Origin of the sequence: Phycicoccus endophyticus (assembly GCF_011326735.1) — a bacterium.
Taxonomy (GTDB): Bacteria; Actinomycetota; Actinomycetes; order Actinomycetales; family Dermatophilaceae; genus Phycicoccus; species Phycicoccus endophyticus.
The window spans coordinates 550907-568265 of record NZ_JAANCN010000001.1; the positions used below are offsets into that span (position 1 = coordinate 550907).

General features: G+C 73.3%; 13 protein-coding genes. 7 read left to right on the forward strand and 6 right to left on the reverse strand.

What is annotated here, in order from left to right:
* Positions 1–114 precede the first annotated feature (114 nt).
* Entirely contained in the window at positions 115–1656 is a 1542-nt protein-coding gene (locus G8D98_RS02725) for a helix-turn-helix domain-containing protein (protein WP_166098666.1), read from the forward strand.
* Between the two features lie 72 nt (positions 1657–1728).
* Here the strand turns inward: G8D98_RS02725 and G8D98_RS02730 are convergent, their stop codons facing one another.
* From G8D98_RS02730 to G8D98_RS15425, 3 genes are all read right to left on the reverse strand, one after another.
* Positions 1729–2760 carry an aldo/keto reductase gene (locus G8D98_RS02730; RefSeq protein ID WP_166098668.1) on the reverse strand — a complete coding sequence of 344 codons (1032 nt, stop codon included), beginning with the start codon at positions 2758–2760 and terminating at the stop codon, positions 1729–1731.
* A 57-nt stretch (positions 2761–2817) separates the two neighbouring features.
* Positions 2818–4686 (reverse strand): 1-deoxy-D-xylulose-5-phosphate synthase, encoded by a 1869-nt coding sequence (dxs, locus tag G8D98_RS02735; protein WP_166098671.1) that lies wholly within the window; start codon positions 4684–4686, stop codon positions 2818–2820.
* Positions 4687–4839: 153 nt separating this feature from the next.
* The gene (locus G8D98_RS15425; RefSeq protein ID WP_229661686.1) at positions 4840–5295 is read right to left on the reverse strand and encodes a hypothetical protein; all 456 of its coding nucleotides are present in this window, start codon (positions 5293–5295) and stop codon (positions 4840–4842) included.
* Positions 5296–5408: 113 nt separating this feature from the next.
* On the opposite strand from G8D98_RS15425, the gene G8D98_RS02745 reads away from it, so the two are divergent.
* Genes G8D98_RS02745 through cobA form a run of 3 tightly spaced genes read left to right on the forward strand, consistent with a single transcriptional unit; the run spans position 5409 to position 9027 of the window.
* Positions 5409–7115, forward strand: coding sequence for a nitrite/sulfite reductase (locus G8D98_RS02745; RefSeq protein ID WP_166098672.1), 1707 nt, complete (start codon positions 5409–5411; stop codon positions 7113–7115).
* Positions 7112–7828: a phosphoadenylyl-sulfate reductase gene (locus tag G8D98_RS02750; RefSeq protein WP_205859674.1), complete on the forward strand. Its 717-nt coding sequence runs from the start codon at positions 7112–7114 to the stop codon at positions 7826–7828. The genes G8D98_RS02745 and G8D98_RS02750 overlap by 4 nt, the downstream gene beginning before the upstream one ends.
* On the forward strand, positions 7825–9027 hold the full coding sequence (gene cobA, locus G8D98_RS02755) for a uroporphyrinogen-III C-methyltransferase (protein WP_166098679.1): 1203 nt from the start codon (positions 7825–7827) through the stop codon (positions 9025–9027). Before G8D98_RS02750 ends, cobA begins: the two co-directional genes overlap by 4 nt.
* A 34-nt stretch (positions 9028–9061) precedes the next feature.
* Here the strand turns inward: cobA and acnA are convergent, their stop codons facing one another.
* Positions 9062–11833, reverse strand: a complete 2772-nt coding sequence (acnA, locus tag G8D98_RS02760; RefSeq protein WP_166098681.1) for an aconitate hydratase AcnA — start codon at positions 11831–11833, stop codon at positions 9062–9064.
* A gap of 237 nt (positions 11834–12070) precedes the next feature.
* On the opposite strand from acnA, the gene G8D98_RS02765 reads away from it, so the two are divergent.
* Positions 12071–12520 (forward strand): peptidase inhibitor family I36 protein, encoded by a 450-nt coding sequence (locus G8D98_RS02765; RefSeq protein WP_166098684.1) that lies wholly within the window; start codon positions 12071–12073, stop codon positions 12518–12520.
* 63 nt (positions 12521–12583) lie between these two features.
* On the opposite strand, the gene G8D98_RS02770 is transcribed toward G8D98_RS02765, so the two are convergent.
* Entirely contained in the window at positions 12584–13888 is a 1305-nt protein-coding gene (locus tag G8D98_RS02770) for a class I SAM-dependent RNA methyltransferase (protein WP_229661685.1), read from the reverse strand.
* Positions 13885–15894, reverse strand: coding sequence for an APC family permease (locus tag G8D98_RS02775; RefSeq protein ID WP_373868482.1), 2010 nt, complete (start codon positions 15892–15894; stop codon positions 13885–13887). Before G8D98_RS02775 ends, G8D98_RS02770 begins: the two co-directional genes overlap by 4 nt.
* Positions 15895–15983: 89 nt before the next feature.
* Between G8D98_RS02775 and G8D98_RS02780 the strand changes: the two genes are divergently transcribed.
* Complete coding sequence (locus G8D98_RS02780) at positions 15984–16646, forward strand: potassium channel family protein (RefSeq protein WP_166098688.1); 663 nt, start codon at positions 15984–15986, stop codon at positions 16644–16646.
* 19 nt (positions 16647–16665) lie between these two features.
* Positions 16666–17358, forward strand: a complete 693-nt coding sequence (locus G8D98_RS02785; RefSeq protein ID WP_166098690.1) for a potassium channel family protein — start codon at positions 16666–16668, stop codon at positions 17356–17358.
* Position 17359 lies beyond the last annotated feature (1 nt).

A 17359-nucleotide genomic window follows, 5' to 3' on the forward strand; every position in this document is an offset into this window, starting at 1 on the left:
GCCCGGGCCCAAGGGTCCGGGCCGTCGCCGCAGGTCAGGGGGCCGCCACCGGGCACCGGCGGGTGACCTGCCCGGCTGGCTTGGTTTATCTCACATGTGATCTACGATGGTCCGGTGACGACGACCACCGACACGTACCTGACCCGCATCGGCACCCTCATCCGGGACGCCCGACGCCACCAGGGGCTCACCCAGAGCGAGCTCGCCGACGTCCTCGGGACGAGCCAGAGCGCGGTCGCGCGGATCGAGCAGGGCAAGCAGAACCTCTCGCTCGAGATGCTCGCCCGCGTCGGCGAGAAGCTCGACAGCGAGTTCGTCTCCCTCGGCCACTCCGGCCCCCAGCACCTGCGCATCGTCGGCGGGCGCAAGCTCTCCGGGTCCATCCCGGTCAAGACGAGCAAGAACGCCGCCGTGGGTCTGCTGTGCGCGAGCCTGCTCAACCGCGGGCGCACGACGCTGCGCAACCTCGCGCGGATCGAGGAGGTCAACCGGATCATCGAGGTGCTCACCTCGATCGGCGTGCGCGTGCGCTGGCTGCCCGACAGCAACGACCTCGAGGTCGTCCCGCCCGCGCGCCTGGACCTCGCCGGCATCGACGTCGACGCCGCCCGACGCACCCGCACCGTCATCATGTTCCTCGGCCCGCTGCTCGCCGAGTACGACGAGTTCCGCCTGCCCTACGCCGGCGGCTGCGACCTCGGCACCCGCACCGTCGAGCCGCACCTGTCGGCGCTGCGGCACTTCGGCCTCGACGTCACCGCCACCCACGGCTTCTACGAGTCGGTCGTCGACCGCAGCCGGCACCCGAAGAAGGCGATCATCCTCACCGAGCGGGGCGACACCGTCACCGAGAACGTGCTGCTCGCCGCGGCCCGCTACGAGGGCACGACGGTCATCCGCAACGCCTCCCCCAACTACATGGTCCAGGACCTGTGCTTCTTCCTCCAGGGTCTCGGGGTGCGCATCGAGGGCATCGGCACGACGACGCTGACGGTCACCGGGGTGGGCCAGGTCGACACCGACATCGAGTACTCCCCCTCGGAGGACCCCATCGAGGCGATGAGCCTCATCGCGGCCGCGGTCGTCACCGGCTCGATGATCACCGTGGAGCGGGTGCCGATCGAGTTCCTCGAGATCGAGCTGGCCACCCTCGAGGAGATGGGCCTGACCTTCGACACGACCGAGGAGTACCTCGCCCAGAACGGCCACACCCGGCTGGTCGACCTGACGATCCACCCCGGCCCGCTCGTCGCGCCGAAGGACAAGATCGCGCCGATGCCCTTCCCGGGCCTGAACATCGACAACCTGCCCTTCTTCGCCCTCATCGCCGCCGTCGCCGAGGGCACGACGATGATCCACGACTGGGTCTACGAGAACCGGGCCATCTACCTCACCGAGCTGACCAAGGTCGGTGCCCAGGTCCAGCTGCTCGACCCGCACCGGGTCATGATCACCGGGCCGACGCCGAAGTGGCGGGCCGCCGAGGTGATGTGCCCGCCGGCGCTGCGCCCCGGCGTCGTCGTCCTGCTCGCGATGCTCGCCGCCCCCGGGACCTCGGTGCTGCGCAACGTCTACGTCATCAACCGCGGCTACGAGGACCTCGCGGAGCGGCTCAACGCGCTCGGCGCGACGATCGAGACCTTCCGCGACATCTGACCGGCGCGCCGCCCGGGGCCGGCGTCGTCCTCTCGGTGCCGCGCGAGAGCGTGTGCGCCGCGACGGCGAGCCTCAGCCGCCGGCGAGGGCGCGGGCGCGCTGGTCCACGCCCAGCTCGCCGTAGGGGTAGTCGGTGGCACCGGGGTCGCTCGCCTCGTCGAGCGCCGCCCGCTCCTGGTCCGTCAGCTGCAGGTCGACGGCCGCGAGGTTGGTCCGCAGCTGGTCGGTCGTGCGCGCACCGAGGATCGTCGCCGTGACCGCGGGACGGTTGTTGACCCAGGAGAGGGCGACCTCGGCCATCGAGCACCCGCGGCTCTCGGCGACCCGCTCCACGGCGTCGACGATGCGCCACGTGCGGTCGTTGCCCCGCCGGTCGTAGGCCTCCATGCCGCGTCCGGGGTCGTCGCCGAGGCGGGTGTCCCCCGTCGGCCGCTCGTCACGCCGGTACTTCCCGGAGAGCCACCCACCCCCGAGCGGGCTCCACGGCAGCAGCCCCATGCCCGCGTCCAGCGCGGCCGGGACGATCTCCCACTCGATCTCCCGGACGACGAGGCTGTACTGCGGCTGCAGCGTGACCGGCTGCCGCAGCCCGAGGGCGCGGGCGGTGAGCACCGCCTTCGTCAGCTGCCAGCCGGTGAAGTTGGACAGGCCGTAGTAGTGGATCTTGCCGGCCTGGACGAACCCGTCGAGGGTGCGCAGCGTCTCCTCCATCGGGGTGTGCTCGTCGAAGGCGTGCACCTGGTAGAGGTCGACGGCGTCGACGCCGAGCCGGCGCAGGGAGTCCTCGAGGGCGCGGGTGAGGTGGCGGGTCGAGAGGCCGTTGCCGTTGGGGCCCTGGTCGGTGGCGGCGAACCGGCCCTTGGTCGCGAGGACCACCCGGTCGGTGACCTCCCGCGGGCGGCTCCTCAGCCAGGCGCCGATGATCTCCTCCGAGACGCCCGCGGAGTAGACGTCGGCGGTGTCGACGAAGGTGCCGCCGGCCTCGAGGAAGACGTCGAGCTGCTCGTGCGCGCCGGCCTCGTCGGTCTCGTTCCCGAAGGTCATGGTCCCCAGGCAGAGCTCGGAGACGGCACATCCACTGTGGCCCAGACGTCGGTAGCGCATGGGGTCGACCCTAGCCCGGCGCCCCCGCAGCCGTCGGGTGAGCCGGGTGGGGTGACGTCAGCCGAGCCCGGCGCGCAGCCGGTCGGCCACGGCGTCGGGGGTGAGCCCGACGGCGTCGAGCACCTGGCCGCGCGAGGCGTGCTCGAGGAACTGCCGGGGCAGCCCGAAGAGGTCGACGGGGACCTCGACCCCCGCGTCGCGCAGGGCCTGGGTGACCTGGGAGCCGATGCCGCCGACGACGACGTTGTCCTCCGCGACGGCCACCCGCCGGGCCGCGCGCGCGAGCGACACGACGGCGTCCGGCACCGGCAGCGCCCAGACGGGGTCGACGACGCGGACCCGGTGCCCCTCGGCGGCCAGCTTCTCGGCGGCGGTGAGCGCGGTGGCGGCCATCGAGCCGACGCCGACGAGCAGGACCTCGACGTCGTCCTCGTCGGGCTCGGCGAGGACGTCGACACCCCCGACGGTGCGGACGGCCTCGACCGGCTCCGCGACGGTGCCCTTGGGGAAGCGGACGACCGAGGGCGCGTCGGCGATGGCCACCGCCTCGCGCACCGCCCGGGCCACCTGCTGGCCGTCGCGCGGCGCCGCGAGGTGCAGGCCGGGCACGACACCGCTGATCGACATGTCCCACATGCCGTGGTGCGAGGCTCCGTCCGGCCCGGTGACGCCCGAGCGGTCGAGCACGACGGTGACGCCCGCCCGGTGGAGCGCGCAGTCCATGAGCAGCTGGTCGAAGGCGCGGTTGAGGAAGGTCGCGTAGACCGCGACGACCGGGTGCAGCCCGGCGTAGGCGAGCCCGGCGGCCATCGTCAGGGCGTGCTGCTCGGCGATGCCGACGTCGAAGGTGCGCTCGGGGAAGCGGCGGCAGAACGGCTCGAGCCCGACCGGGATCATCATCGCGGCGGTGATCGCCACGAGGTCCTCGCGCTCGCGCCCGAGCTGGACCATCGTGTCGGCGAACTCGTCGGTCCAGCTGCGCCCGGCGATCTCCAGCGGGAGCCCGGTCTCGGGGTTGATGACGCCGACGGCGTGGAACTGGTCACCCTCGTCGTTGACCGCGTGCTCGTAGCCGCGCCCCTTCTGGGTGATGACGTGGACGAGCACCGGGCCCCCGAAGGCCCGGGCCTTGCGCAGGGCCGCCTCGAGGGCCGGCTCGTCGTGCCCGTCGACCGGGCCGACGTACTTCAGGCCCAGGTCCTCGAACAACCCCTGGGGGGCGACGATGTCCTTGATCCCCTTCTTGACGCCGTGCAGCGTCTCGTACATGGCACCGCCGACGTAGGGGGTGCGCGAGAGCGTGTGCTTGCCCCAGTCGAGGAAGCGCTCGTAGCCCTGGGTCGTGCGCAGGGTCGCGAGGTGGTCGGCGAGACCGCCCCGGGTCGGGGCGTAGGAGCGCTCGTTGTCGTTGACGACGATGACGAGCGGGAGGTCCTCCTCGGCCGCGATGTTGTTCAGGGCCTCCCAGGCCATCCCGCCGGTCAGCGCGCCGTCGCCGATGACCGCGACCGTGTGCCGGTCGCGCTCGCCCCGGACCACCCGGCCCGCGGCGATGCCGTGCGCCCACGACAGGGAGGTCGAGGCGTGCGAGTTCTCGACGACGTCGTGCTCGGACTCGGCCCGGCTCGGGTAGCCGGCGAGGCCCCCGGCCCGGCGCAGCCCGGAGAAGTCGCGTCGCCCGGTGAGCAGCTTGTGGACGTAGGACTGGTGGCCGGTGTCGAAGACGACGGCGTCGTGCGGGCTGTCGAAGACCCGGTGCAGGGCGATGGTCAGCTCGACGACGCCGAGGTTCGGGCCGAGGTGGCCCCCGGTGCGCGAGACCTGCTCGACGAGGAAGGCCCGGATCTCCTCGGCGAGCGCGGGCAGCCGGTCCGCGGGGAGCGCCTTGAGGTCGCGGGGACCGCTGATCCGTTCCAGCAGGCTCACCGGGCCTACCTCCTCGTCGCTCGGGTCCGGGCCAACCCCGCAAGTCTAGGCGCTCGGGCCCGCCCGGCCCGCACCGCACGGGCCGTGGCCGGTGGCCTCCACGAGACCTCCGGACGGTCTCCAGGCGGGGCGCGACCCGGTCCTCGGGCCCGCTCACAGCCGCGGGACGAACTCCAGGCCCCGTAGCGCGTCCAGGAGGAGCCCGGCCGAGCGGCGCGCGGCGAGCAGCCGGACGCCCTCGCACTCGAGGTCGGCGAGCACCTGGGCGACCCCCTCGGGACCGATGTCCTCGCCGAGCGCGACCCGCACCTCCCGGTAGGAGCCGCGCATCGCCTCGAGCTGGGCGTCGAGGTGGCGTACCGCGAACCAGCCGAGCGCGACCGGGTGGCGGCGCCAGGACGGGTAGAGCCGGTAGTCCGGCGGGCAGTGGTCGAACAGCCAGCCGACGGCCCGCTGCTCCCACCCCCGCTCCCCCGGCGGTGGGACACCCGGCGGCCAGCCGGGGGGACCGCCGGCCCCCGTCGCCCCGGCGGTGGAGCGGCGCCGGGCCGGCGCGGCCGGGGTCGGGGCGCGCAGCGGGGGCCCGCCACCAACCACCTCCTCGAACATGTGTTCGATGGTAACCCCGCTCGACCACATGGTGGACCCGGGATGCAGGAATAACCTTGCGTTATAGATTGCATGACGCCCAGTGATCCCCTACCCGTCCCGAGGACCCTGCGATGACGACGACGGACCCGGCCTCCCGCGCCCTGCGGCCACCGCGCCCCGGGCGCAGCAACGGCCAGTGGGCGCTCGACGGCCGCACGCCGCTGAACGCCAACGAGGAGGCCAAGCAGGCCGGGGGCGGGCTCGAGGTGCGTGAGCGCATCGAGACCGTCTACTCCCGCGAGGGCTTCGCCTCCATCCCCGCCGACGACCTCGACGGCCGGTTCCGGTGGTGGGGCCTGTACACCCAGCGCCGCCCGGGGATCGACGGCGGCCGCACCGCGACCCTCGAGCCACACGAGCTCGCCGACGAGTACTTCATGCTGCGGGTGCGCCTCGACGGCGGTGCGCTCACCCTCGCCCAGCTGCGCACCCTGGCCGAGATCTCCACCGAGTACGCCCGGGGCACCGCCGACATCAGCGACCGGCAGAACATCCAGTACCACTGGGTGCGGGTCGAGGACGTCCCGGAGATCTGGCGGCGGCTCGAGGCGGTGGGGCTGCAGACGACCGACGCCTGCGGCGACACCCCGCGCGTCGTCCTCGGCAGCCCGCTCGCCGGGATCGCCGCGGACGAGATCCTCGACCCGACCCCGGTCATCGACGAGATCGTCTCCCGGTTCGTCGGCGACCCCGAGCTGCAGAACCTCCCCCGCAAGTTCAAGACCGCCGTCACCGGCCACCCGAGCCTCGACGTCGTCCACGAGACCAACGACATCTCCCTCGTCGGGGTCCTCCACCCCGAGCTCGGGCCGGGCTACGACCTGTGGGTGGGCGGCGGGCTCTCGACGGCTCCGCGGCTGGCCGAGCGGCTGGGCGCCTTCGTCCCGCCGGAGCGGGCGGCCGAGGTCTGGTACGCCGTCGTGCGGATCTTCCGGGACTACGGCTACCGCCGGCTGCGGACCAAGGCCCGCCTGAAGTTCCTCCTCGCCGAGTGGGGCGCCGCGAAGTTCCGCCGGGTCCTCGAGGAGAACTACCTCGGCACGCCCCTGCCGGACGGGCCCGCGCCCGCGGCCCCGACGACCCCGGGCGACCACGTCGGCGTCCACCGGCAGAAGGACGAGCGCTACTACGTCGGCGCGGCACCGACCGTCGGCCGGGTCAGCGGGGAGGTCCTCGCCGGGCTCGCCGAGCTCATGGCCGCCGCCGGCACCGACCGGCTGCGGCTGACGCCGCACCAGAAGCTCGTCGTCCTCGACGTGCCGGCCGAGCGGCTCGACGCGCTCGTCGAGGGGCTCACCGCCCTCGGGCTCTCGGTGCGCCCGAGCCCGTTCCGGCGCGCCACGATGGCGTGCACCGGCATCGAGTACTGCAAGCTGGCCATCGTCGAGACCAAGGCGACCGCGGCCGGGGCCGTCGCCGCGCTCGAGCAGCGGCTCGCGGACGTCACCGAGCAGCTGGCCACGCCGATCACGCTGCACGTCAACGGCTGCCCGAACTCCTGCGCCCGCATCCAGGTCGCCGACATCGGCCTCAAGGGCCAGATCGTCACCGTCGACGGCGAGCAGCGTCCGGGCTTCCAGGTCCACCTCGGGGGTGGGCTGGCCTCCACCGAGCGGGACGAGGCGGGCCTGGGCCGCACCGTGCGTGGCCTGAAGACCACCGCCGAGGAGCTCCCCGACCTCGTCGAGCGGCTCGTGCGCCGGTTCGTCGACGCGCGGGCCGACGGCGAGAGCTTCTCCTCGTGGGTCCACCGCGCCGACGAGGAGGACCTGCGGTGACCGCCGTCGCCCGGCGCACCCGCCGCTCCACCGGGCGGCTGCGGGCCCTCGCCGCCGACGGCGCCGACCGGCTCGGGCAGGCCGGCGCCGAGGAGGTCCTCGCCTGGGCGGCCGCCACCTTCCCCGGCACCCTGACCGTCGCGAGCAGCATGGAGACCTCCGTGCTGCCGCACCTGGTCTCACAGCAGGTGCCCGGGGTCGACGTGCTCTTCCTCGACACCGGCTACCACTTCGCCGAGACCCTCGGGGCCCGCGACGAGGTCGCCCACACCCTCGACGTCACCGTCGTCGACGTCCGACCGGAACGCACCGTCGCGCAGCAGGACGTCGAGCACGGTCCGCGCCTCCACGAGCGCGACCCCGCCGCCTGCTGCCGCATGCGCAAGGTCGAGCCGCTGCGTGCGGCCCTGGCCGGCTACGAGTGCTGGGTCACCGGCGTGCGCCGTGAGGAGTCGGCGAGCCGGGCCGACACGCCCCTCGTCGCCTTCGACGAGACCAACGGCCTGGTCAAGGTCAACCCGCTCGCCGCGTGGAGCGCCGACGACGTGCTCGGCTACGGCCTGCGCCACCGGCTGCCGGTCAACCTCATGCTCTCGTCCGAGTACCCGTCGATCGGGTGCGCGCCGTGCACCGCCCGGGTCGAGCCGGGGGCCCACCCCCGCTCCGGACGGTGGTCGGGGATGAGCAAGACCGAGTGCGGGATCCACGGATGAGCCTGCCGGTGGCCCTCGACCTGCGCGGTCGCCGCGTCGTCGCCGTCGGTGGGGGCCCGGTGTCGGCACGCCGGGTCGCCGCCTTCCACGCCGAGGGGGCCCGGGTCCACGTCGTCGCCCCGTGGCTGTGCGAGGACCTCGCCGGGCTCGCCGGTACCGGGGAGGTCACCTGGGCCGAGCGCGACTACGCCGGCCCCGAGGACCTCGAGGGCGCCTGGCTGGTGCACACCGCGACCGGCGACCGGCTCGTGGACGCGACCGTGCGGGCCGACGCCCAGGCGGCCCGGCTGTGGTGCGTGGACGCCACCGACGCCGAGGCGAGCGCCCTGGCCGTCCTGGCCCGCCACCGGGTCACGACCCCGGACGGGACGCTCACCGTGGCCGTCCACGCCGACGGCGACCCCGGGCTGGCCCGCGACGCCGCCCGCTCACTCGCCCGGGACCTCGCGACGGGCGGCACCGACCTGCGCCGTCGGCGCCCTCGCCGCGGACCCGGGTGGGTCGCGCTCGTCGGCGGTGGCCCGGGCGACGCCGGGCTGCTCACCGCCCGCGGGCACGAGCTGCTCGCCGCGGCCGACGTCGTCGTCGTCGACCGGCTCGCCCCCCGCGACCTGCTCGAGGCGCTCCCCGCGAGCGTGCGGGTCGTCGACGTCGGCAAGCTGCCCGGTCGGCATGCCGTCCCCCAGGACCGGATCACCGACGTGCTCCTCGAGGAGGCCCTGGCCGGCCACGGCGTGGTGCGGCTCAAGGGCGGCGACCCGTACGTCTTCGGGCGGGGCGGCGAGGAGCGGCTCGCGTGCGAGGCCCGCGGCATCGCCGTCGAGGTGGTCCCGGGCGTCACGAGTGCGGTGGCCGTGCCCGCGGCGGCCGGTATCCCGGTGACCCACCGGGGGGTCAGCCGCGGGTTCACCGTCGTCACCGGCCACGACGAGCTGCCGGCGCTGCCCACCGGCTCCGAGCACACCCTCGTCCTCCTCATGGGGGTGGCGACGCTGGGCGCGTCGACCCGGGCGCTGCTCGCGGCCGGGCGCGCGGCGGACTGCCCGGTGGCCGTCGTCGAGCGCGGCTGGCAGCCCACGCAGCGCACGACGGTGGGCACCCTCGGGGACATCGCCGAGCGGGCCCGGGCCGCAGGCGTCGAGAACCCCGCGGTCGTCGTCGTCGGCGACGTCGTCCGGCTGGCCCACCCGGCCGGCTAGGAGGACCCGGGCGGGTGGGCCGGCCGGCGCTCGGCTACGCGAGCGAGCGCAGGACGTACTGGAGGATGCCGCCGTTGCGGTAGTAGTCCGCCTCGCCGGGGGTGTCGATCCGCACGACGGCGTCGAAGGAGGTCTGCGAGCCGTCCTCGCCGGTCGCGACGACCGCCACCGTCCGCGGGGTGCCACCCTCGTTCATCGCCTCGATCCCGGTCACCGAGAAGGTCTCGGTGCCGTCCAGCCCGAGGGAGTCGGCCGACTCACCCTGGGGGAACTGCAGGGGCAGCACGCCCATGCCGATGAGGTTGCTGCGGTGGATCCGCTCGTAGGACTCGGCGATGACCGCCGCGACCCCGAGCAGTGCGGTGCCCTTGGCCGCCCAGTCCCGCGAGGAGCCCGACCCGTACTCCTTGCCCGCGAGGACGACGAGCGGCACCCCGGCCTCCTGGTAGGCGGCCGAGGCGTCGAAGATCGTCGTCTGCTCGCCGCCGGCGAGGAAGTTGCGGGTGAACCCGCCCTCGACGCCGTCGAGGAGGAGGTTCTTCAGGCGGATGTTCGCGAAGGTCCCGCGGATCATCACCTCGTGGTTGCCGCGGCGGGAGCCGTAGGAGTTGAAGTCCTTGCGCTCGACGCCGTGCTCGGCGAGGTAGCGGCCGGCGGGGCTGTCGGCCTTGATCGACCCGGCCGGGCTGATGTGGTCGGTCGTCACCGAGTCCCCGAGCTTGGCGAGCACCCGGGCGCCGCTGATGTCCGAGACCGGCTGCGGGTCCGCGCCCATGCCCTCGAAGTACGGGGGCTTGCGCACGTACGTCGAGTCGGCGTCCCAGGCGAAGGTGTCGCCCTCCGGGGTCGGCAGCGAGCGCCAGCGCTCGTCGCCCGCGAAGACGTCGGCGTAGTCCTCGGTGAACATCTCCTGGCTGATCGCCTGCTGCACCGTGCGCTCGACGTCGGCGGCCGAGGGCCAGATGTCGGCGAGGAAGACGTCGGCGCCGGACTCGTCCTGGCCGAGGGGCTCGGTGGCGAAGTCGAAGTCCATCGTCCCCGCGAGGGCGTAGGCGATGACGAGCGGCGGGGAGGCGAGGTAGTTCATCTTGACGTCGGGGTTGATCCGGCCCTCGAAGTTGCGGTTGCCGGAGAGCACCGAGACCACGGCCAGGTCGTTGTCGTTGATGGCCGCGCTGATCTCCTCGGCGAGCGGGCCGGAGTTGCCGATGCACGTCGTGCAGCCGTAGCCGACGAGGTGGAAGCCGAGCTTCTCGAGGTAGGGCCACATGCCGGCCTTCTCGTAGTAGCCGGTGACCACCTTGGAGCCGGGGGCCATCGAGGTCTTCACCCAGGGCGCCACCGTCAGCCCTCGCTCGACGGCGTTCTTGGCGAGCATCGCGGCCGCCATCATCACCGAGGGGTTCGAGGTGTTGGTGCACGAGGTGATCGAGGCGATCGAGACGATGCCGTGGTCGATGGTGAACGACACGCCGTCGGCGGTGGTCACCGGTACCCGCGTCGTCGGGCGCTCGGAGCTGTCGACGTGCGGCGGGGCCTCACCGCCGTTGTTGGCGTCCTCCCCCTGCGGCGAGGGGTCGGAGGCGGGGAAGGAGGCCGCCTCGCCCTGCGCGCCCTCGGTGTGCTCGACGTAGGCGGGCAGGACCTCACGGAAGGCCTTCTTGGCGTCGGTGAGCACGATCCGGTCCTGGGGTCGCTTCGGACCGGCGATCGACGGGACGACGGTGGACAGGTCGAGCTCGAGGAACTCGCTGTAGCGGGCCTCGCGGCCGGGGTCCAGCCACATCCCCTGCTCCTTGGCGTAGGCCTCGACGAGCGCGACCTGCTCCTCGGAGCGGCCGGTGAGCCGCAGGTAGTCCAGGGTGACGTCGTCGATGGGGAAGATCGCGCAGGTGGAGCCGAACTCGGGGCTCATGTTGCCGATGGTCGCCCGGTTGGCGAGCGGCACCGCGGAGACGCCCTCGCCGTAGAACTCGACGAACTTGCCGACGACGCCGTGCCTGCGCAGCATCTCGGTGATCGTCAGGACGACGTCGGTGGCGGTGGCGCCGTCGGGGATGGCGCCGGAGAGCTTGAAGCCGACGACCCGCGGGATGAGCATCGAGACCGGCTGGCCGAGCATCGCGGCCTCGGCCTCGATGCCGCCGACGCCCCACCCGAGGACGCCGAGCCCGTTGACCATCGTCGTGTGGCTGTCGGTGCCGACGCAGGTGTCCGGGTAGGCGACGCCGTCGCGCACCATGACGGTGCGCGCCAGGTGCTCGATGTTCACCTGGTGGACGATGCCGGTGCCGGGCGGGACGACCTTGAAGTCGTCGAAGGCCGTCTGGCCCCACCGGAGGAACTTGTAGCGCTCGCCGTTGCGCTCGTACTCGATCTCGACGTTGCGCTCGAAGGCGTCGGCGCGGCCGAAGACGTCGATCTGCACCGAGTGGTCGATGACGAGCTCGGCCGGGGCCAGCGGGTTGATCTTCGTCGGGTCGCCGCCGAGGTCGGCCATCGCCTCGCGCATCGTCGCGAGGTCGACGATGCACGGCACACCGGTGAAGTCCTGCATGAGCACGCGCGCCGGGGTGAACTGGATCTCGGTGTCCGGCTCGGCGTTCTCGTCCCAGCCACCGAGGGCCCGCACGTGGTCGGCGGTGATGTTGGCGCCGTCCTCGGTGCGCAGCAGGTTCTCGAGGAGCACCTTGAGGCTGTACGGGAGGGAGTCGCTGCCCTCGACCGCCGAAAGCCGGTAGATCTCGTAGGAGTGCTCACCCACCTCGAGCGTTCCGTGGGCGTCGAAGCTGTTCGTGCTGGCCACCGGGGCTCCCTTCAGGGTCGTTGCGTCGTCGCACGGTCCCGCATTTATCTTGACGTCAAGATATCTAACCACACGGGGTCGACCTCCGTCGAGCCTATGCCGCCGCACGAGCGAGCGCGACAGTGCCTCTCGGCTGGCGGCGCGGGGGGCACGGGAGGACACTCGGAGGATCCGCGGGGGGTCTGCGGACGGGGGCCCGGTCACCCACGCCGACCGGGAGAACACTGGAGCAGTGCCATGTCCACCACCATCCGACGTCTCACCGGTGCCGGGGGCACCGCCGTCCTTCTCGCCGCCGGAGCGCTGGCCGGCGCGCCGACGGCCTCCGCAGGCACCCCGTGCCCGAGCAACCGGCTGTGCTTCTACTTCAACTCCGACTTCGCCGGGGCCCGGGCGGACTACCGGCGCAGCGACGCGACGATGACCAACGAGCTGTTCAGCGACGGGGGCGGAAGCGGGTACAACGTCGTCGTCAACAACAACGCGGCGTCCGTGCGCAACCGGACCGGCGAGGTCGTCTACCTGTTCAACCGCGCCCACTGCACCCTGGCCGCGGGCGAGAGCGCCCCGGGCCTGGCTCCGGGTGCCAACGTCAACCTCGCCTCGGTCGGGCTGAAGAACAAGGTCTCCTCCTTCCTCATCGTCAACAAGGGACGGTGCATCGACCGGGACCAGACCGGAGCCTGAGAGCCCGCGCCGGTGCGGTGGCGCCCGGCGCCACCGCACCGGCCGGAGCTGGGCGACGCGACCTCACGCCGGTCTGCGTACGAAGTGGGCCACGCACTCGACGTGGTGGGTCATCGGGAAGGCGTCGAAGGCACGCAGCCGGGAGAGCCGGTAGCCGTGCTCCTCGAGCGCCGCCGTGTCCCGGGCGAGCGCCGCCGGGTCGCACGCGACGTAGGCGAGCGCCCGTGGCCGCAGCCTCGCCACGGCCGCGACGACCGCCGTCCCGGCACCCGTCCGCGGCGGGTCGAGCACGACGAGGTCGGCCCGTGGCGGCAGCAGCGGCGACCTCGACGCACGCGTCGCCCGTCCGCGGCCGCGCCGGCGCTGGGGGCGCGGCACGCCGAAGGCGTCGTCGACGCGGGCGGCGAGGACGACGACGTTGCCCGCGCCGGCGAGCGCGGCCTCGGCCCGCGCCGCCGCGTCGCGGTCGGCCTCAACGGCCACGACCTGGCCGCTCGGGCCCACCGCCTCCGACAGCGCTGCGGCGAAGAGGCCGACGCCGCTGTACAGGTCCAGGGCCCGCTCCCCCGGCCGGACGGCCAGCTCCTCCATCGCCGCGGCGAGGAAGGTCGACGCGGCACCGGGATGGACCTGCCAGAAGCCACGGGCCGAGACGGTGAAGTCCCGCTCGAGCCGGCCCTCGCCCTCCACCGCCGTCCAGGCCGCCCGTACCCGCTCGACGACGTCGGGCGGGTCCTGGCCCGGCACGGCGACCGCCACCGGGTCGCCGACCGAGGGCGCGACCGCGTCGACGACCTCCGCCCCGGGCCAGGGGCGCCCGGGGACGTCGAGCGCGCTGACCCCGTCGGCGGCGATCCGGCAGACGTCGACCGGCACGACCTCGTGCGAGCGGTGCCGGCGCAGCCCCGCCCGGCCGCCGGGGTCGACGGCGAACTCGACGCGGGTGCGCCAGCCGAGCCCCGCCCGGTCCCCGGGCACCGCCTCGACCTCGACGTCGACGTCGACGTCGAGCCCGGCGAGCCGGGCCAGCTGCTCGCGCACGACCCCGGCCTTGAGACGGCGCTGGGCGGGGAGCGAGACGTGCTGGAGGTCGCAGCCGCCGCACCGGCCCGGGCCGCTCCACGGGCACGGCGGCTCCACCCGGTCCGGCGAGGCCTGGAGGACCCCGACGGCGTCGGCCCGCACGAACCGGCCCCCGGCGCCCACCTCGGTGACCCGGGCGCGCACCCGCTCCCCGGGCACCGTGTGCCGGACGAAGAGCACCTGTCCCGCGTGACGCGCCACGCAGTGACCACCGTGGGCGAACGCGGTCGCCTCGACCTCGACCTCGTCGTCGACGGCGAGCCCCGGCGGCCGCTCCCCCGTCACAGGTCGCCGCGCCGGACGTCGCCGGCGACCGGGCCGTCCATCCGCTCCTCCATGCCCTGGGAGGAGGCGAGCTGCCACGGCACGGTGGACACCATGACGCCGGGGGTGAAGATCAGCCGGGTCCGCAGCCGCAGCGCACTCTGGTTGTGCAGCACCTGCTCCCACCAGTGGCCGACGACGTACTGCGGGATGTACACGACGACGAGGTCGCGCGGGTTGTCGGTGCGGATCGACTTCACGTAGTCGACCACCGGCCGGGTGATCTCGCGGTACGGGCTGTCGAGCGCCTTGAGCGGCACCGGGATGTCGCGCCGGTCCCACTCCTGCTGCAGCGCCTTGGTCTCGTCGGGGTCGACGGCCACGGTGACGGCCTCGAGGACCGAGGGCCGGGTGGCCCGCGCGTAGGCGAGCGCCCGCAGCGTCGGCTTGTGGATCTTCGCGACGAGGACGATCGCGTGCACGCGCGAGGGCAGCATCTGGGCCTTGGTGTCGCCCTCGATGACGGTCAGCTCGTCGCTCACGTGGTCGTAGTGCCGGCGGATGGCGAGCATGAGGAAGAACAGCAGCGCCATCGCGGCGATGGCGTACCCGGCACCGTGGACGAACTTCGTCGCGAGGACGACGACGAGGACCAGCCCCGACATCGTCGCGCCCACCGCGTTGATGACCCGGCTGCGCAGCATCCGCGAGCGCACCGCCGGGTCCTTCTCGACCCGCAGGTGGCGGTTCCAGTGCCTGACCATGCCGGTCTGGGAGAGGGTGAAGGAGACGAAGACCCCGACGATGTACAGCTGGATGAGCCGGGTGACGTCGGCGTCGAAGATGACGACGAGGAACGCGGCACCACCGGCGAGGATGAGGATGCCGTTGGAGAAGGCCAGCCGGTCGCCGCGGGTGTGCAGCTGCCGGGGCAGGAAGCCGTCGCGGGCGAGGATCGAGCCGAGGACCGGGAAGCCGTTGAACGCGGTGTTCGCGGCGAGCACGAGGATGAGCCCGGTGACGACCGAGACGAGCACGACCCCGAGGTGGAAGTCGGAGAAGACCGCCTTGGACACCTGGCCCATGACGGTGTCCTGGACGTAGCCCTCGCCGACCGGGACACCGTCGCGCAGCAGCTGGTTGGCCTCGTCGTCGGCGTACTTGACCTGGGTCCACCCGGCGAGCGCGACCATCGACATGAGCATGGTCACCGAGATCGTGCCCATGAGCAGCAGAGTCGTCGCGGCGTTGCGGCTCTTGGGCTTCTGGAACGCCGGGACGCCGTTGGAGATCGCCTCGACACCGGTCAGGGCGGCACAGCCGGAGGAGAACGCCCGCAGGAACAGGAAGGCCATGGCGATCGAGCCGAGATGGGTGAAGCCGTCCTCGGGGCGCAGCTGCAGCGGTGCGCTCTCGGCGAGCGGCAGGTCGCCGGCGAGCTTGCGGTAGAAGCCGACACCGGCCATCCCGAGAACGGCCGTCATGAACAGGTAGGTGGGGATCGCGAAGGCCGTCCCCGACTCCCGGACGCCGCGCAGGTTCATCCCGGTGAGGACCGCGATGATGGTCACGGCCGCCAGGGCCTCGTGCCCCCGGATGAACGTGAAGGCCGAGGCGGCGTTCTGCACGCCCGAGGAGACCGACACCGCGACCGTGAGGACGTAGTCGACGAGCAGCGCGCTCGCCACCGACAGGCCGGCCCGGGGGCCGAGGTTGACGCTCGCCACCTCGTAGTCCCCGCCGCCGCTGGGGTAGGCGTGCACGTTCTGGCGGTAGCTCGTGATGACGACGGCCATGACCGCGACGACGACGAGCGCGATCTTCCACGACTGGGTCAGGGCCAGGGTGCCGCCGGCCAGGCCCAGGGTCAGCAGGATCTCGTCGGGGGCGTAGGCGACCGAGGAGAGGGCGTCGCTGGCGAAGACGGGCAGCGCGAGCTTCTTCGGCAGGAGGGTCTCACCCAGCCGGTCGCTGCGCATCGCCCGCCCCACGAGGACCCGCTTGACGAGGCGGCCGGGCGTAGACACGAGGACAACTGTATGCAGAGCGGGCACCCCCCGTGCGCCCGTCCCGGACGCGGGTTCCGACGGGGGGGCCGCGTAGTAGCGTCGGGCCCGTGCACTTCGTCATCATGGGCTGCGGCCGGGTCGGCGCCTCCCTCGCCCGAGCCATCGAGCGGGCCGGCCACGAGGTCGCCGTCGTCGACCAGGACGAGGCCTCCTTCCGGCGGCTCGGCACCGCGTTCGAGGGGCGCACGGTGACCGGCGTCGGCTTCGACCGCGACTGCCTGCGCGCGGCCGGCATCGAGGAGGCCTACGCGTTCGCCGCGGTCTCCAGCGGCGACAACTCCAACATCCTCGCCGCCCGCGTGGCCCGCGAGAAGTTCGGCGTCGAGAACGTCGTCGCGCGCATCTACGACCCCGGGCGCGCCGAGATCTACCAGCGCCTCGGCATCCCCACCGTGGCGACGGTGAAGTGGACCAGCGACCAGATGCTGCGCCGCCTGCTCCCCCAGGGCCACGTCCCCGAGCACACCGACCCCTCGGGCCGGGTGGTCATCGCCGAGATGCCCGTCGCGGCGAGCTGGATCGGCCACCGGGTCAGCGAGATCGAGGTCGCGACGGGAGGCCGGCTGGCCTACCTCACCCGCCTCGGCGACGGGTTCCTGCCGGGCCCCGACACCGTGTACCAGGAGGGCGACCTCGTCCACCTCGCCCTCCGGCGCGAGGACCTCGCCACCGCCGAGCGCGTCCTCGACGCGCCGCCCCCGAGCCACTGACCCCGAAAGGCCCCCGACCATGCGCGTCGTCATCGCCGGAGCCGGCAGCGTCGGGCGTTCCATCGCCCGCGAGCTGATCCGCAACGGCCACACCGTGCTCCTCGTCGACCGGGAGGCCGACGGCGAGCGGGTCTCGAAGGTGCCCGAGGCCAGCTGGCTGCAGGCGGACGCCTGCGAGATCGAGGCGCTGTCCGAGGCCGGCCTGGCCGACTGCGACGTCGTCGTCGCCGCGACCGGCGACGACAAGGCCAACCTCGTCCTCTCGCTGCTCGCCAAGACCGAGTTCGGCGTGCCGCGCACGGTCGCCCGGGTGAACAACCCCAAGAACGAGTGGATGTTCGACGAGGCGTGGGGGGTCGACGTCGCCGTCTCGACCCCGCGGCTGATGACCGCCCTCGTCGAGGAGGCGGTGAGCGTCGGCGACCTCGTGCGGATCTTCGAGTTCCAGCAGGGACGGGCGATGATGGTCGAGATGACCCTCCCCGTCGGCAGCCCCTACGCCGGCAGCCGCGTCGGCGACGTCACCTTCCCCGGCGACACCGTCCTCACCGGGATCATCCGCGACGGCTCCCCCATCGCCCCGAGCCGCGACGACGCCCTCGAGCCGCTCGACGAGCTGCTCTTCGTCACCACACCCGACGCCGAGGCCGAGCTGGAGTCGATGCTCTCGCCCGGGACCCGCCACCGGCGTGAGGACGAGGACGAGGACTGAG

Excerpts from the sequence above, each read along its gene's own strand:
- G8D98_RS02730 (WP_166098668.1), bottom strand. The coding sequence starts at position 2,760 with ATGCGCTACCGACGTCTGGGCCACAGTGGATGTGCCGTCTCCGAGCTC.
- G8D98_RS15425 (WP_229661686.1), bottom strand. The coding sequence starts at position 5,295 with ATGTTCGAGGAGGTGGTTGGTGGCGGGCCCCCGCTGCGCGCCCCGACC.
- G8D98_RS02745 (WP_166098672.1), top strand. The coding sequence starts at position 5,409 with ATGACGACGACGGACCCGGCCTCCCGCGCCCTGCGGCCACCGCGCCCC.
- cobA (WP_166098679.1), top strand. The coding sequence starts at position 7,825 with ATGAGCCTGCCGGTGGCCCTCGACCTGCGCGGTCGCCGCGTCGTCGCC.
- G8D98_RS02765 (WP_166098684.1), top strand. The coding sequence starts at position 12,071 with ATGTCCACCACCATCCGACGTCTCACCGGTGCCGGGGGCACCGCCGTC.
- G8D98_RS02785 (WP_166098690.1), top strand. The coding sequence starts at position 16,666 with ATGCGCGTCGTCATCGCCGGAGCCGGCAGCGTCGGGCGTTCCATCGCC.